Origin of the sequence: Sphingomonas sp. PP-CE-1A-559 (assembly GCF_004340965.1) — a bacterium.
Taxonomy (GTDB): Bacteria; Pseudomonadota; Alphaproteobacteria; order Sphingomonadales; family Sphingomonadaceae; genus Sphingomonas.
Window position 1 is genome coordinate 511,251 of sequence record NZ_SLYA01000003.1, and the last position, 13,873, is coordinate 525,123.

The 13,873-nt window shown below is 65.4% G+C and carries 18 protein-coding genes; 6 read left to right on the plus strand and 12 right to left on the minus strand.

Annotated elements, in window-relative coordinates; genetic code table 11:
- Positions 1 to 32 precede the first annotated feature (32 nt).
- The 5 genes from rpoN to C8J42_RS12690 form a co-directional block, all read right to left on the minus strand.
- The gene (gene rpoN / locus C8J42_RS12670; protein WP_133020301.1) at positions 33 to 1,532 is read right to left on the minus strand and encodes an RNA polymerase factor sigma-54; all 1,500 of its coding nucleotides are present in this window, start codon (positions 1,530 to 1,532) and stop codon (positions 33 to 35) included.
- 102 nt (positions 1,533 to 1,634) lie between these two features.
- Positions 1,635 to 2,417, minus strand: a complete 783-nt coding sequence (gene lptB, locus C8J42_RS12675; protein ID WP_056063598.1) for an LPS export ABC transporter ATP-binding protein — start codon at positions 2,415 to 2,417, stop codon at positions 1,635 to 1,637.
- A gap of 134 nt (positions 2,418 to 2,551) precedes the next feature.
- Positions 2,552 to 3,100, minus strand: coding sequence for an LptA/OstA family protein (locus tag C8J42_RS12680; protein ID WP_133020302.1), 549 nt, complete (start codon positions 3,098 to 3,100; stop codon positions 2,552 to 2,554).
- Positions 3,101 to 3,105: 5 nt separating this feature from the next.
- Complete coding sequence (lptC, locus tag C8J42_RS12685; RefSeq protein ID WP_056063592.1) at positions 3,106 to 3,759, minus strand: LPS export ABC transporter periplasmic protein LptC; 654 nt, start codon at positions 3,757 to 3,759, stop codon at positions 3,106 to 3,108.
- Complete coding sequence (locus C8J42_RS12690) at positions 3,759 to 4,379, minus strand: ribonuclease D (RefSeq protein WP_133020303.1); 621 nt, start codon at positions 4,377 to 4,379, stop codon at positions 3,759 to 3,761. Before C8J42_RS12690 ends, lptC begins: the two co-directional genes overlap by 1 nt.
- A 302-nt stretch (positions 4,380 to 4,681) precedes the next feature.
- Between C8J42_RS12690 and C8J42_RS20640 the strand changes: the two genes are divergently transcribed.
- Positions 4,682 to 5,557, plus strand: a complete 876-nt coding sequence (locus C8J42_RS20640) for a cold-shock protein (protein WP_133020304.1) — start codon at positions 4,682 to 4,684, stop codon at positions 5,555 to 5,557.
- A 31-nt stretch (positions 5,558 to 5,588) separates the two neighbouring features.
- Positions 5,589 to 6,422, plus strand: a complete 834-nt coding sequence (locus C8J42_RS12700) for a glutaminyl-peptide cyclotransferase (protein WP_207897119.1) — start codon at positions 5,589 to 5,591, stop codon at positions 6,420 to 6,422.
- Between the two features lie 364 nt (positions 6,423 to 6,786).
- Here C8J42_RS12700 and C8J42_RS12705 read toward each other — a convergent pair whose 3' ends face one another.
- The 6 genes from C8J42_RS12705 to C8J42_RS12730 form a co-directional block, all read right to left on the minus strand.
- Entirely contained in the window at positions 6,787 to 7,560 is a 774-nt protein-coding gene (locus C8J42_RS12705) for an AcvB/VirJ family lysyl-phosphatidylglycerol hydrolase (protein ID WP_133020305.1), read from the minus strand.
- A gap of 71 nt (positions 7,561 to 7,631) precedes the next feature.
- Positions 7,632 to 9,224 carry a cisplatin damage response ATP-dependent DNA ligase gene (locus C8J42_RS12710; protein WP_133020483.1) on the minus strand — a complete coding sequence of 531 codons (1,593 nt, stop codon included), beginning with the start codon at positions 9,222 to 9,224 and terminating at the stop codon, positions 7,632 to 7,634.
- Positions 9,225 to 9,326: 102 nt separating this feature from the next.
- A complete protein-coding gene (locus C8J42_RS12715; RefSeq protein ID WP_107955576.1) occupies positions 9,327 to 9,512 on the minus strand; it encodes a DUF1328 family protein in 186 nt (61 codons plus the stop codon).
- Between the two features lie 67 nt (positions 9,513 to 9,579).
- A complete protein-coding gene (locus C8J42_RS12720; protein WP_093398573.1) occupies positions 9,580 to 10,077 on the minus strand; it encodes a DNA starvation/stationary phase protection protein in 498 nt (165 codons plus the stop codon).
- Positions 10,078 to 10,138: 61 nt separating this feature from the next.
- On the minus strand, positions 10,139 to 10,705 hold the full coding sequence (locus tag C8J42_RS12725; protein WP_133020306.1) for a TMEM165/GDT1 family protein: 567 nt from the start codon (positions 10,703 to 10,705) through the stop codon (positions 10,139 to 10,141).
- Between the two features lie 3 nt (positions 10,706 to 10,708).
- Positions 10,709 to 11,041, minus strand: a complete 333-nt coding sequence (locus tag C8J42_RS12730; protein WP_243644356.1) for a hypothetical protein — start codon at positions 11,039 to 11,041, stop codon at positions 10,709 to 10,711.
- A gap of 192 nt (positions 11,042 to 11,233) precedes the next feature.
- On the opposite strand from C8J42_RS12730, the gene rpmG reads away from it, so the two are divergent.
- Entirely contained in the window at positions 11,234 to 11,401 is a 168-nt protein-coding gene (gene rpmG / locus C8J42_RS12735; protein ID WP_055881863.1) for a 50S ribosomal protein L33, read from the plus strand.
- Between the two features lie 359 nt (positions 11,402 to 11,760).
- Here rpmG and C8J42_RS12740 read toward each other — a convergent pair whose 3' ends face one another.
- Positions 11,761 to 12,123, minus strand: coding sequence for a response regulator (locus tag C8J42_RS12740; protein WP_133020307.1), 363 nt, complete (start codon positions 12,121 to 12,123; stop codon positions 11,761 to 11,763).
- A 36-nt stretch (positions 12,124 to 12,159) separates the two neighbouring features.
- Here C8J42_RS12740 and C8J42_RS12745 point away from each other — a divergent pair, with 36 nt between their 5' ends.
- The 3 genes from C8J42_RS12745 (at position 12,160) to C8J42_RS12755 (ending at position 13,748) form a co-directional block, all read left to right on the plus strand.
- Complete coding sequence (locus C8J42_RS12745; protein ID WP_056054478.1) at positions 12,160 to 12,444, plus strand: DUF3572 domain-containing protein; 285 nt, start codon at positions 12,160 to 12,162, stop codon at positions 12,442 to 12,444.
- Positions 12,441 to 13,067, plus strand: a complete 627-nt coding sequence (locus C8J42_RS12750) for an HAD family hydrolase (protein WP_133020308.1) — start codon at positions 12,441 to 12,443, stop codon at positions 13,065 to 13,067. Before C8J42_RS12745 ends, C8J42_RS12750 begins: the two co-directional genes overlap by 4 nt.
- Before the next feature lie 216 nt (positions 13,068 to 13,283).
- Positions 13,284 to 13,748: a RidA family protein gene (locus C8J42_RS12755; RefSeq protein ID WP_133020309.1), complete on the plus strand. Its 465-nt coding sequence runs from the start codon at positions 13,284 to 13,286 to the stop codon at positions 13,746 to 13,748.
- Positions 13,749 to 13,873 lie beyond the last annotated feature (125 nt).

Below are 13,873 nucleotides of genomic sequence, written 5' to 3' on the forward strand. Positions count from 1 at the left end.
CGACGCTAGGCCCATCTCAAGGAAAGGCAAGTCTAGCCGGCGCCCTCTAATGTACGGGCCCGGCGGCGTTGTACGGAGCTTCCGATGCCCAAGGCTTCGCGGTACTTGGCGACGGTCCTGCGCGCGATGTCGAAGCCTTTGCCGTTAAGTAACTCCACTAGCGTGTCATCCGACAAGATCTTCGCACCCTCGGTATCGATCAGCGCCCGAATCGCCGACTTCACCGCTTGTGCCGACACCGCCTCGCCGCCGTCCGCCGACTGGATCGCGCTCGTGAAGAAGTATTTCAGCTCGTACAGCCCGCGTGCGCAGGAGACGTATTTGTTGCTCGTGACCCGGCTGACGGTCGATTCGTGCATCTCGATCGCGTCCGCGACCTGGCGCAGCGTCAGGGGTCGCAGATGCGCGACGCCCTTCAGGAAGAACGCTTCCTGCTGCTTCACGATCTCGGTCGCGACCTTGATGATCGTCCGCTGGCGCTGGTCGAGCGCCTTCACCAGCCAGTTCGCGCCGGCGAGGCAGTCCGACAGCCACGCCTTCGACGCCTTGTCCTGCTGCCCGCTCGATAGTTCGGTATAGTAACTCCGGTTGACCAGCACGCGGGGCAGCGTGGAGGCGTTGATCTCGATCGCCCAGCCGGCCTTGGTCCGCGCCACGAACAGGTCCGGCGTCACCGACTGCGCCGGCTCGCCGCCATAGCGGCACCCCGGCTTCGGATCATAACCGCGCAATTCGCGGATCATGTCCGCCATGTCCTCGTCGTCGACATCGCACATCCGCTTCAACCGCGTCAGTTCACCACGCGCGAGCAGGTCGAGGTTGTCGATCAACCGCGCCATGCAAGGGTCGTAACGGTCCGCCTCGCGCGCCTGCAATGCGAGGCATTCTGATAGATCGCGCGCACCGACGCCGGTCGGGTCGAACGTCTGGATCGTCGCCAGCACGCGCTCGACGCGGACCAGCGGCACGCCGAGCCGGTTGGCGATGTCGAGCAGCGACACGGTCAGGTATCCCGCCTCGTCGATCTGGTCGATCAGATGCGCGGCGATGAACGCGTCTTCACGGGGGATTGCTGGGCCGGCTTGGGCGAGCAGGTGATCCGCGAGGCTGAGGCTGGTATCCGCGAACGCGTCGAGATCGGGGCCGTCTTCACCGCCCGCTCCCCCCGCGCTCGCGCCGGTCATCGACAGCGCGCCATCCATCCCGCTGCCGCCATCTGCGACGCTGTCCTGCTGGTGGCTTTCGGTGGCGTAGTCGACGTCGAGCGTCGGTTCGTCGCCTGCGCCAGTGCCCGCGACGAGTTCGTCGGCGGCGACGCGTTCGTCGCGGACTTCGGGGACGGGCTCGCGGTCGGGTGCGTCGCTATCCTCGGCGGCGCTGGCTTCGAGGAGGGGATTGCGCTCGACTTCCTCGGCGATGAACCCCTCGATCTCCAGGTTCGACAGCGCCAGCAGCTTGATGGCCTGCTGGAGCTGCGGGGTCATCACCAGCGACTGCGACTGGCGGATGTCCAGGCGAGGGGCGAGGCTCATGCCACCCCGTCCGTTCGTGCTGAGCGAAGTCGAAGCACCGGCTCGCGCGGCAGCCCTTCGACTTCGCTCAGGGCGAACGGAGAAAGGGGCGTATCCATCGGCTTAAAGCGAGAAGCCTTCGCCGAGATACAGGCGGCGCACGTTCGCATCGGCGACCAGTTCCTCGGGCGAGCCGGAGAACAACACCCGGCCGTCATAGATGATGTAGGCGCGGTCGACGATCTCGAGCGTCTCGCGGACGTTGTGATCGGTGATCAGCACGCCAATATCGCGGCGCTTGAGGTCTTTCACCAGGTCGCGGATGTCGGCGATCGAGATCGGATCGATGCCCGCGAACGGCTCGTCGAGCAGCATGATCGACGGGTCCGCGGCCAGCGCGCGAGCGATTTCCGCCCGTCGCCGCTCGCCACCCGACAGCGCCATCGCCGGTGCCGCGCGGAGGCGGGTCAGCCCGAATTCCTCGAGCAGCGTATCGAGTTTGCGTTGCCGCGCCGCCTTGTCCGGCTCGGACAGCTCCAGCACGGTCAGGATGTTCTTCTCGATCGTCAGCCCGCGAAAGATCGACGTCTCCTGCGGCAGATAGCCCAGGCCCAGGATCGCGCGCCGGTACATCGGCAGCTTCGTGATGTCCTCGCCGTCGAGCATGATGCGGCCCGAATCCGGCTTCACGAGGCCCATCACCGAGTAGAAGCACGTCGTCTTGCCCGCGCCGTTGGGCCCGAGCAGCCCGACGACTTCACCGCGACCGACCGACACCGACACGTCGGTCAGCACGACGCGCTTGTCGTAGGACTTCGCGATCGAGACGACCTGCAGCCCGTTGTTCACCGGAGGCTCGGAAATCGGGGCGACGTCCTCGATCGGGGGCAGCGTGGTGGCGTCCATGGGATCAGGCCCTCGCAATAATCAGTCGCCGAACACTCGGCATGAATGGTGCCGCCGAACGCTCGGCAGACGATTGGCAGGAAACATGCAGGAGCGCGCCGTTCGAAGGAAGCCCTCGCGACATGCTCACCCGCTCAGTTGCGCTTGGGGACCGAGAACGTACCGGTCACGCGGCCGCCGGTCTGCGTGACGGTGCCTCCACTCGCTGCCGATCCGCCAGCGCTGCCGCCTGCGACCGACGACCCGTCGATCACCGAACGCCCGGTGTCGAGGTTCATCGTCAGGCGGCCACCGTTCACCGTGTTGCCCGCCTGTGTCAGCGTGACCGCACCGAGCATCGTGATGACGCGCCGGTTGAGATCGTAGATCGCATACTGGCTTCGCGCCGTCTGGTCCGGACGCTTGACGACCACCCCGCCCGACGCGTCTAGGCGCGACACCTGCGGGTTTCCGCCGATCACCTGGCCGGTGTACGCCACCGTCATCCGCGCCGAGTTCAGCGTCATCTCGGCCTGCTTGACGGCGACGTTGCCCGACAGGATCGCGCGGTTCGCCTTGTCCTGCAATTCGATATGATCCGCGCCGAAATCGATCGGGGCGTTGGAATTGTGCGCCTGCTGCGCGACCGCGGTCGTGGAGAGCAGAACGGCGGACAGGGCTGCAAAGATGTGAGTGGCGCGCATGGCGGCTATTTCGGCCCTCTGGGGATGATCCGCAAGCGCGCATTGCCATCGAGCGTCACGGTCCGCTCTTCCAGGTTCGCGCGCAGCTTGTTCGCGCTGAACGTCCCCTGCTGGACGGTGCCGGTCGCAGCCCCGCCGCTTTCGAGCGTACGCGCCTTCATGTCGATCGTCGCGTTAGTGGTCTTCAGGTCGTACCCACCCGCTGCGGTGGCGTTCAGCGGACCGAACAGCTGCACCTTCTCGGTGTCCATGTCGTAGCGACCAGTGTTCGCCTTGATGTTGGCGGGGCCGTCGGTCAGCTGGATCTGTGCGGCGAGCTGGTTGAGCTGGACGATCGGCTCGGCCGAGCTCTTCTGGATCGCCGAGGCCGCGTCGAGCGTGAACGCCTGGCCCTTGGTATCCTCGCCGCGATAGCGCGCCACCTGCGTCTTCATCCGCTCCTGCGCGACGTCGACCTTGTTCTTGTCGAGCAGGAACGACACGTCGCCCCCCGCGGTCAGCGGCGCCATCACCAGGAACGCCGCCAGCACGCCGATCGCGGTTGGCAGGCCGACGCGGGCGATCGCCACGAACCGATCGTGGCTGCCACCGGGCGCGGCCCAGTCCTGTCGCGCGCTACGGACGCGACGGGCGACGGGTGAGGGGGGCGGAACGTCCATCAAGCGTGTGCGAAAATGTCGATTTCGGGCCAGCCGGCGATATCGAGCGCGGCACGAGTCGGCAGGAAGTTGAAGCAGGCCTGCGCGAGCTCCATCCGGCCTTCGCGAATCAGCCGCTTGTCGAGTTCGGTCCGCAACCGGTGGAGAAAGCGGACGTCCGACGCCGCGTAATCCTTCTGCGCCTCGGACAGTTCGGGGCTGCCCCAGTCGGACGACTGCTGCTGCTTCGAGATGTCCTGGCCGAGCAGTTCGCGGACGATTTCCTTGAGACCGTGACGATCGGTGTAGGTCCGCACCAGCCGCGATGCGATCTTGGTGCAATATACCGGTGCCGCGACCACCCCGAGATAATATTGGACCGCCGCGATATCGAACCGGCCGAAATGATAGAGCTTCACGCGCGCCGGATCGGCCAGCAGGGCCTTCAGGTTCGGTGCGTCGTAGCCGGCACCTGCGGCGAATCGGACGAGGTGCTCGTCGGGGCCGCCATCGGAAAGCTGGACGAGGCACAACCGGTCGCGGGGCGTGATCAGCCCCATCGTCTCGGTATCGACGGCGATCGCGGCGCCGGCCGCGAACAGGTCGGCGGGAATGTCGCCTTCGTGGAGATGAACTGTCATGCGCCGGCCGTAGCCGCCCGAAGCTTAACGCTCAATGCCTCTATATGCGTCACCGATCCAAATCAGGCGACAAGAAGGCTTTGCGATCGTTGATGCGACGAGTCGTGGCTGGCGCGCGACACTTGCGCCAGTATCGATCCAAATCGAGCGCCCTCGGATCAGAATCTATTCGCGACGGCTTGTATTTTGCGCTAAGGGTCCCCTCAAGGCGCAAAAGGTTTCGCGCTGGAAAACCTGCGTTCGTCGTCCGGCACAAGGGTTTTGAGAAATTTGCGGGCGAACCGGGAAGACGAACAGAGCTTATGGGTTTCGATAAAGGTGGCCGCGGGAACCGTGGCGGGCGTGGCCGCGACAAGCGCGACAGCTTCGGCGGCGGCGACAACGAGTTCGGCGGCGGCAGCAGCTTTGGCGGTGGCGGCGATCGGTTCGGCGGCGGTGGCGGTAGCAGCTATGGCGGCGGCGGTGGCTCGAGCTACGGTGGCGGCGGTGGCAGCAGCTACGGCGGCGGCAGCAGCTTCGGTGGCGGCAGCGGCGGCGGCGGCGGTGGTTACCGCGGCGGCGGCGGTGGCGGCGGCTTCTCGGGCGGTGGCGGCGGCGGCGGTGGTCGCGGCATGCCTCCCCAGGTCGTCGGCGAAGGCACGGGCGTCGTAAAGTTCTTCAACGCGCAGAAGGGCTTCGGCTTCGTCGTTCGCGATGACGGCGGCGAGGACGTTTTCGTTCACATCAGCGCCGTCGAGCAGGCCGGCATGGTCGCTCTCGCCGAGGGTCAGCCGCTCGGCTTCACGCTCGTCGACCGCGGTGGCCGTATCTCGGCAACCGACCTGAAGATCGATGGCGAGCCGATGGCCGTTACCGATCGCGGCCCGCCGCGTGACCGTGATGCCGGCCCGGGCGCGCCCCGTGGTGGCGATCGCGATCGCGACCGTGACGGTGGTGCAGGTGGCGCACAGCGTCAGCTCACCGGCGAGAAGGCGACTGGTACGGTCAAGTTCTTCAACGCGATGAAGGGCTTCGGCTTTATCCAGCGCGACGACGGACAGCCTGACGCATTCGTCCACATCTCGGCCGTCGAGCGCGCCGGCATGTCGACGCTGAACGAGGGCGACAAGCTCGAGTTCGAGCTCGAGGTCGATCGTCGCGGCAAGTACGCAGCAGTGAACCTGAGCGCAGGCGGCTGATAGCTGTCTGACTCAGAACGCTGATCGTACCATGTTCGGTAGGATAATGATTGCGGCCGGTTTCGCTTTGGCGGGACCGGCCGTTCTCGTTTCATCGTCTTCGCTGTCGTCCGCGGCGCAGGCCGGGCAGGGCGCTGTCGCAGCTCCGCGTGAGCCGACCCGCGTGCCGGTGTTCTCGGCGACGATCGTCGCGCGCTATCCGCATGACCGCATTGCGTTCACCGAAGGCCTGCTCTGGCACGACGGTGCGCTGTACGAGAGCACGGGGCAGGAGCGGCAATCCGACGTCCGCCGCGTCTCGCTCAAGGACGGCAAGATCCTCGCCAAGGCGCGAATCGATCCTGCGCAGTTCGGCGAAGGCCTTGCGCTGTGGAAAGACCAACTCGTCAGCCTCACCTGGCACGACGGCATCGCGCACCGCTGGGACGTCCGCACACTCAAGCCCAAAGGGCAGAACCGCTACACCGGCGAAGGCTGGGGCCTGACCAGCGACGGCGTCTCGCTGCTCCAGTCCGACGGCAGTTCCGACATCATCGTCCGCGATCCGCTCACTCTGGCCGAACGCAAGCGTGTCGCCGTAACGATCGACGGCCGCCCGTTGCGCGACATCAACGAGCTCGAATATGTCCAGGGCGCGCTGCTCGCCAACGTCTGGCATACCGGCTTCCTCGTCCGTATCGATCCCGCAACCGGCAAGGTCGGTGCGGTGATCGACCTCCGCCCGATCGTCGCCGAGATCGCAGCGACGGACCGCGAGGCGGTGCTCAACGGCATCGCCTGGGACGCGAAGGCGGACCGACTGTTCGTGACGGGCAAATACTGGCCGACGCTGTTCGAGATAAAGATCGCCGCCACGCCGCAATAGTTGCGCGGTTCGGGTCCCTGCCAACGCTCCTCTGCTTGTTCTCCCGCGAAGGCGGGAGCCCAGACTGGACTCCCGCCTTCGCGGGAGAACAAGGATACAGGGACGGTCCCTGCGGAACATGGCGACTCACCGCATGCCCGCCCCAACTCCTCGTGCGTCGCCACCCCCCACCCGTCACCCCAGCGAAAGCTGGGGTATCCCGGTTTGGCGGGCGCCAAGCCTCACACGATGAGATCCCAGCTTCTGCTGAGATGACGGTTGGTCGGTTGAGCGGTTCAAACGGTTGGGGGAAGGGAAGCTCAGGGCAGTGTCAGGACCTAGGCGGAAGTCGTACCGAGGTCACAACTTCACCTATCGCCCAGCCCTAAAACCCATGCCCCGCACCCGGCGCGACCGATCTGATCGCGGCCAGTACATGCCGCAGCAGGCCATCTGCATCGTGATGGATGTTATGCCCCCCCGGCATCCCAACCTTGCGCGCGTTCGCCGTCGCCAGCAGCGGGCACAGGCTATCCGTTTCCTCCACCCCATAGATGCAGGTGAGTGGCGCCCAGGTCAGCTGGTTGCCGGTAGTCGCGCCCATGCTGTCGGGCGTGCCGTGATCGTAGAGCAGGCTGGACGGATCCGCGCGATAGAACACCGTGTCACCCGGCAGGATCAGCACGATCGTGGCAACGCGTGGCCGCAAGTCCGCCGGCAGGTTGGCGAGTCCGGTCTGGACGATATCCGCGCCATAGGACTGCCCCATCACCACGATCCGCTTCGCACCCGTGCGTGCCAGAGCCGTCCGCACGCCATCCGCGATGATCGCATCGAGTTCCGTCCGCGTCCGATGATGCGCGAACAGCGCCGGCGTAGTGATCCCGACGACCGGAATGCCGTGCTCGGTCAGTCCCCGCGAGGTCGACGCGCCCAGCAGGAACCGCAGCCCCATGTCGCCCGAGAAGTTCACCACCACAATCGGCGGCGGTCCCGAAGCCTGAACGCCGATCGCCGGGTACACATGCACCGGATCGCGGTCGAAATAGCCGGCGAGGTAGACGAACAGCACGACGATCGCGGATATTATGGCAGTCACCCACGCGCCGCGCCGCCAGCGCCGTGCCGCTACCGTGCGAGGGTGTTTCGAACTTTTCACCGGACGATCCTTACGCGTATCAAGATCGGGCACGATAGCCTGCACCGCCACCAGCTTCGATGACGCGCGGATTACGTGATCATCCGCTTGAGCGTCTCGATCCGGTCCGCCTCCGCCGCAGGCTTGTCCGTCCGGATCCGCGCGATCCGCGGAAAGCGCATCGCCACGCCCGATTTGTGCCGTTTCGAATCGTGGAGCGAATCGAACGCGATCTCCAGCACCAGCGTCTTCTCCACCTCGCGCACCGGCCCGAACCGGTTCTGCGTATGGTTGCGCACGAAGCTGTCGAGCATCTTGAGCTCTTCGTCGGTAATCCCGGAATATGCCTTCCCCACAGGAAGCAACTCGCCCTCCTCGGTCCAGCACCCGAAGGTGTAGTCCGAATAATAAGACGACCGCCGCCCCGACCCCCGTTGTGCGTACATCATCACGCAGTCGGCGGTCAGCGGATCACGCTTCCATTTATACCAGAGCCCGGCGCGTCGCCCACCGACGTACGGCGAGTCGCGGCGCTTCAGCATCACGCCCTCGATCGCCGCGTCGCGTGAGGTCGCGCGAATCGCCTCCAGCGCGGTGAAGTCGTCCGCCTCGATCACGACGCTGAGATCGAACCGCTCGGGATCGAGTTGCGGCACGAATGCCTCGAGCCGCTTGCGCCGCTCGGTCCAGGGTAGCGAACGCAAATCCTCGTCGCCATCGATCAGCAGATCATACAGCCGCACGAACGCGGGATAGTCCGCCAGCATCTTCGCCGACACGGTCTTGCGGCCAAGCCTCTGCTGCAACGCGTTGAAGCTCGCAGCACCGCCGCCATCCTCCAGCGTCCCGCCCTGATGCTCGCCCTTCACCAGCAGTTCGCCATCGACCGTCCCCGGCGTCCGGAACGCAGCCGCGATCTCGGGGAAGCTGCCCGTCACGTCGTCGCCGGTGCGGCTGTAGAGCCGCGTCTCGCCCGCGACATGGACGATCTGCACGCGGATGCCGTCCCATTTCCACTCGGCGGCATAGTCGACGAGATCGACGCGGAGATCTTCGAGGCCATGTGCCAGCATGAACGGCCGAAACACGGGCACGTCGGCGGGCGTAGGCTGCGCGCCCGTGCCCTCCGCCCAGGCGAACAGGCTCGGATACGGTGCATCGAGGCCGTGCCAGACCTCCTCGACCGCATCGACATCAAGCCCGAACGCATCGGCCAGCGCGGTCTTCGCCAAGCGCGCCGACACGCCGATCCGCAGCGCGCCAGTCGCCATCTTCAACAGCGCGAACCGCTCCTCCGCATCCGACCGGTCGAGCATGTCTGCCAGCGCACCGGGCGCGTCGGCACGCGACAGCGCCGCCAGCCGCTCGACGACATCGGAGATCGACAGCGGCGTCGGATCGACCGGAACCGTCGGCTCAGGCCACAGCAGTGCCACCGTTTCCGCGGTATCGCCGACATAATCGCGACTCATCCGGAACAGTACCGGATCGACGCGCTCCTCGATCAAACCACGGATCACCGCCGACTTCACGCCCTTGAGATCGAGATCGCCGGTCAGCGCCGCCATCGCCCAGCCGCGATCCGGATCGGGCGTCGCGCGCAGATAATCCGCGATCAGCTTCAACTTGGCGTTGCGCGATCGTGTGTAGGTGAGCGAATCGAGCAGGGCGGCAAAAGCGTGCATCATCGGTAAACGCACCTGCTGCCCGAAGGGATGCAGACGCGAAACGACCGCCGCCGGATGGTTCCGACGACGGTCGTTGTCGATCGATCCAGCGGATCGGTGTCAGTCGACCGCGTTCTTAATGCCCTTGCCCGCGAGAAGGCCAAGCACGAGGAAGATCACGAACAGTGCGATCGCGATGAAGAACAGGATCTTGGCAATACCGATGAACGCCCCGCCGATTCCGCCGAAGCCGAGCAGCGCGAGAACTGCGCCGATGACGAGAAAGGTAATTGCAAGCTTCAACATATCGGCCTCCTGTTTGGTAAGGTCGCTCAACCGGCTTGGCGTCCGATTTGTTCCTCGGGCGTAACGATCAGGCCTTGCGGCTCGCCTCGAACAGGAACCACGCACGCTCCTCGGCGTGATCCGTCCACTCGTCGACGATGCCACTGGTAGCGTTGTCCTTGGCGGCGTCGGCGGCGTCCTTGACGATGCGGAACTGCTCGACGAGCTTCAGATTGTCCTCGCGCAGTTCGGCGAGCATCTCGGTCGGGCCGACGAACGCCATGTCGTTGTCGGCGATCGTCTGATGCCGCGAGATGTCGCCGATCGAGCGCAGCGTGGTGTTGCCGGTCTTGCGCACGCGCTCGGCGATCGCGTCGGTCACGCCGATGATCTGCGCGGACTGGTCGTCGAGCAACAGGTGATAGTCGCGGAAATGCGGCCCAGACATGTGCCAGTGGAAGTTCTTGGTCTTGAGATACAGCGCGTAGCAATCGGCGAGCGCGGCGTTCAGCGCGTCGGCGACCGACTTGGTGCTGTTGCTCGGCAGGTCGGTCGGCGTGTCGAGGGCGGGGTTGATGTCGGCCATGTTTAGCTCCGGTTTGAAAGTCGTTGCGTGAACGATTCGAACACCGAATTGCTCCCGATTGCTAGACCAATCGCAAGGCGCCGAGCGCGAGAACGATACCGAAGATCAGGAATACGATCCCGATCGCGATGCGCAGCGGCTTGAGCGGCAGTTTCAGCCACGCGGCCTCGCCCATCAGCGCGGCGGGGACGATCACGACCAGCGAGCCGATCGTCGCGCCGATCGCGGCGAGCGCGGGGACGGGCGTCCGCGCGGCAAGCGTCAGGACGATGAACTGAACGCCGTCGCCAAAGGCCAGGATGAACAGGCCGAGCGCGGTGGTTGCGATCGCGCCGATCTTCCAGCGGTCGAGCCGGTCGGGTGCCTTGGCAGGGAAGAACGATCCGCCGGCCTGCAACAGCAGTGCGAGCGCGAGCATCAGTTGTTGCGCATTGGGAGCAAGCTTCGGACCGATTACCGCACCGAGCGCCGCCGCCAGGCCGCTTGCCGCGAGCAACGCCAGCGCCGCCACCGCGATCACCAGTCCCGGCTTGGCGTACCGGTCCGACAGGATCGCCGCGAGCCACGCCGTTCGATCGCCGACTTGCGCCAGCGCGGCCGCGACGAGTGCCGCCATCAAGGCGTCCATGGATTATCCCGCAAGGCGCACCGAACACGCCGCGGCGAACGCGTGGCACGCCTGGACGTCCTGCCGTTCGCACCCGACCGCATCGCGCAGGATCGACAGCCAGCCATGCTCCAGCGCGCCATGCTCGCCGCGTGACAGGGCCGAATCGACGAAGTGCGCGACCGTGACCGCGGGATTGAGGCCGTTGGTATGAGCGATCACGCGGATCGCATCGATCTCGGTGGCGATGTCGCATGGTCGGGAATAGGGCGCTCGGACATCGATCGCCGCGATTCGCGCCGCGAGATCGGCCTTCACCGCCATCATGTCGTCGATTCGAACCAGCGCCTGCCCCACGATCCCGCTCCTGTCTTTATTTGATGATATGATGCGCTCGCGGTAGTGAATAGCGGGTTAAATGAACGGTCCTAGCGCGCAGCGACGGGGTAAAGCTTGACTTCGTTCCCTACGTCCGCCATGCGCCGCCCCTGATGGAGCGGCGGCGTCAGTTCGCCGCTTTCGCATTTTCAAGCCATAGGAATTGGGCTCATGGCCAAGCCGACCACCGTAAAGATCAAGCTGCTCAGCACCGCTGACACCGGCTTCTTCTACGTCACCAAGAAGAATCCCCGTACCAAGACGGAGAAGCTCTCCTTCTCGAAGTACGATCCCGTCGTGCGCAAGCATGTCGAGTTCAAGGAAGCCAAGATCAAGTAATCCGGTCGGCGGTGCGAACCGCCGTCTGATTGCGAAGATCCGAAAAGCCGCGGGGTATCCCCTCGCGGCTTTTGGCGTTTGTGATTCCCTTCCGTTCGTCCCTCCCCCTTCCGTTTGCCCCCTCTCCCGTTCGTCCTGAGCAGCCATCGAGTGGTCGCCGTAGGTGGCGTATCGAGATGGCGTATCGAAGGACAGGTTGGCGCGCGGAACCCATGCTTCGATACGAGCCCTCGATACGCTTCTGACGAAGCTACTCGGTCTCTACTCAGCACGAACGGGGGTGGGGGTTCGGGTAGGCAGCGAATTTCAGGTGGAAGCAACGGGCAGGCGGAGCAGATGGGTATCCGCGCGCTTCCACCTTAAATCAGCGCCCCCACCGCATCCATGAACCGCGCCAGGCTGATCGGCTTGGACACATACGAGTCCGCGCCCGCAGCCCGGATCCGCTCCTCGTCCTCGCGCCCCGCATACGCGGTCACCGCCATCACCGGGATCGCCTTCAACTCCTCGTCCGCCTTCAGTTCGAGGATGATCTCGTAGCCGGTGACGTGTGGCATCTGGATGTCCATGATGATCAGGTCGGGCACGAATTCCCGCGCTTTCGCAACGGCTTCGCGGCCGTCGCGCACAGGCTCTACGGCAAACTGATGCGCGCGCAACAGGTCGCAGAATAGTTTGAGGTTGAGTTCGTTGTCCTCGACAACGAGCACCTTCTTTGTCACCGCCGCACCTTATCCGGAAAGAAGGCACGATAGGCAATGCGCGACCGTGATTCAAACGAAGACGCCGAAGCGCTCGCCCTGCGCGCGTTGGTATGGACGCTGGTCGAGCCCGATCGCGCTATGCGATTGCTGTCGGTGACCGGCCTTGAGCCGCATGACCTCCGTGCTCGGGCGAGCGACCCGACGGTGCTGTCCGCGGCGCTCGGCTTCCTCGAAAACCACGAGCCGGACCTGATTGCCTGCGCCGAGTCGCTGGGTGTGAAGCCAGAGGCACTCGTCCGCGCACACGCCAAGCTGGACCAGGGAGAATTTGAAGCATGAGGCCGTTGCTGATCAGCGATTGCGACGAAGTGCTGCTGCACATGGTCAAGCATTTCGGCGTCTGGCTCGACGAGCGCCACGACATCGACTTCGCGATCCAGCACGGCGATTTCTCGACCGCGATGACGCGCCGCGATGGCGGCCCGCCGCCGTCGCGCGAGGATATGTGGGCGATGCTCGGCGAGTTCTTCCCCGCCGAGATGCACCGCCAGACATTGGTGCCGCATGCGGTCGAGGCGCTGGAGCGGCTGGCCCAGGTGGCGGACATCGTCATCCTCACCAACCTCCAGGACGAATGCCGCCAGCCGCGGATCGAGCAGCTCGCCAAGTTCGGCATCGCCCACCGCGTCGAGTGCAACCAGGGCGGCAAGGGCACGCCGGTGTCGCGGCTGGTCGAGGAATATGGCGCACCGGTCACGGTGTTCGTCGACGATCTCGCGGTGCATCACGAGTCGGTCGCCAAGCACGCGCCGGGGGTGCACCGGTTGCACATGGTCTCTGAGCCGACGCTGGCGGTGAGTGTGCCGAAGGCGCCAGAGGCCCACGCGCGGATCGACGACTGGCGCGAGGCGGCGGACTGGATCGCCGCACGATTCGAAGCGGGCTTGCCGGCGGACGCCTAAGCCGCCCACGTCACCGCGAACACACCGTTCCCCCCTCCCTGAAAGGGAGGGGTTGGGGGGTGGGTAGGCCAGCTTTGATCGCAACCGTTCCGCGCAATGCGGAAGCCGACCCACCCCCGGCCCCTCCCTTCCAGGGAGGGGAGCGGAAGGGGCGATCGACGGTCGGGGTCCGCCCCCACTTGACCCATCCCCCACCGCTGTGGTGATACCTCCCCCATGACCGATCGTATCGACCGCAAGCTCGAAGAGCTGGGCCTCACCCTCCCGCAGGCTGCCGCACCCGTGGCGTCCTATGTCCCGACCGTGCTGGCGAACGGCATGCTCCACATCTCGGGCCAGTTGCCGTTCAAGGACGGCAAGCTCGTCACCGGACGCGTCGGAGACGGCGTGTCGCTCGAAGACGCGCAGGAGGCCGCCAAGCTCTGTGCGCTCATGCTCGTCGCACAGATGAAGGCCGCCCTCGGCACGCTCGGTCGCGTCGAGCGGATCGTGAAGCTTGGCGTATTCGTCAACTCGACCGGCGATTTCACCGATCAGGCGAAGGTCGCTAACGGCGCATCGGACTTGATGGTTGCGCTGTTCGGCGATGCCGGGAAGCATGCGCGCGCAGCTGTCGGCGTTCCCGTCCTCCCGCTCGGCGCCGCTGTCGAGATCGACGCGATCGTTCAAGTTTCCGCCTAACACTTGTTCGCCCGCGAAAGCGGGAGCCCAGGGTTACCAAGCGCAGCCCATGTGGTCCTGGGCTCCCGCCTTTGCGGGAGAACGGCGTATGGGACGGACGGCTGTTTTCCTTCGAGATAAGCGGA

Coding starts and splice junctions, on each gene's coding strand:
- lptC (WP_056063592.1), bottom strand. CDS start 3,759: ATGGACGTTCCGCCCCCCTCACCCGTCGCCCGTCGCGTCCGTAGCGCG.
- rpoN (WP_133020301.1), bottom strand. CDS start 1,532: ATGAGCCTCGCCCCTCGCCTGGACATCCGCCAGTCGCAGTCGCTGGTG.
- C8J42_RS12755 (WP_133020309.1), top strand. CDS start 13,284: ATGACCGATCGTATCGACCGCAAGCTCGAAGAGCTGGGCCTCACCCTC.
- C8J42_RS12750 (WP_133020308.1), top strand. CDS start 12,441: ATGAGGCCGTTGCTGATCAGCGATTGCGACGAAGTGCTGCTGCACATG.
- lptB (WP_056063598.1), bottom strand. CDS start 2,417: ATGGACGCCACCACGCTGCCCCCGATCGAGGACGTCGCCCCGATTTCC.
- C8J42_RS12720 (WP_093398573.1), bottom strand. CDS start 10,077: ATGGCCGACATCAACCCCGCCCTCGACACGCCGACCGACCTGCCGAGC.
- C8J42_RS12680 (WP_133020302.1), bottom strand. CDS start 3,100: ATGCGCGCCACTCACATCTTTGCAGCCCTGTCCGCCGTTCTGCTCTCC.
- C8J42_RS20640 (WP_133020304.1), top strand. CDS start 4,682: ATGGGTTTCGATAAAGGTGGCCGCGGGAACCGTGGCGGGCGTGGCCGC.
- C8J42_RS12745 (WP_056054478.1), top strand. CDS start 12,160: ATGCGCGACCGTGATTCAAACGAAGACGCCGAAGCGCTCGCCCTGCGC.
- C8J42_RS12700 (WP_207897119.1), top strand. CDS start 5,589: ATGTTCGGTAGGATAATGATTGCGGCCGGTTTCGCTTTGGCGGGACCG.
- rpmG (WP_055881863.1), top strand. CDS start 11,234: ATGGCCAAGCCGACCACCGTAAAGATCAAGCTGCTCAGCACCGCTGAC.
- C8J42_RS12690 (WP_133020303.1), bottom strand. CDS start 4,379: ATGACAGTTCATCTCCACGAAGGCGACATTCCCGCCGACCTGTTCGCG.
- C8J42_RS12715 (WP_107955576.1), bottom strand. CDS start 9,512: ATGTTGAAGCTTGCAATTACCTTTCTCGTCATCGGCGCAGTTCTCGCG.
- C8J42_RS12710 (WP_133020483.1), bottom strand. CDS start 9,224: ATGCACGCTTTTGCCGCCCTGCTCGATTCGCTCACCTACACACGATCG.
- C8J42_RS12725 (WP_133020306.1), bottom strand. CDS start 10,705: ATGGACGCCTTGATGGCGGCACTCGTCGCGGCCGCGCTGGCGCAAGTC.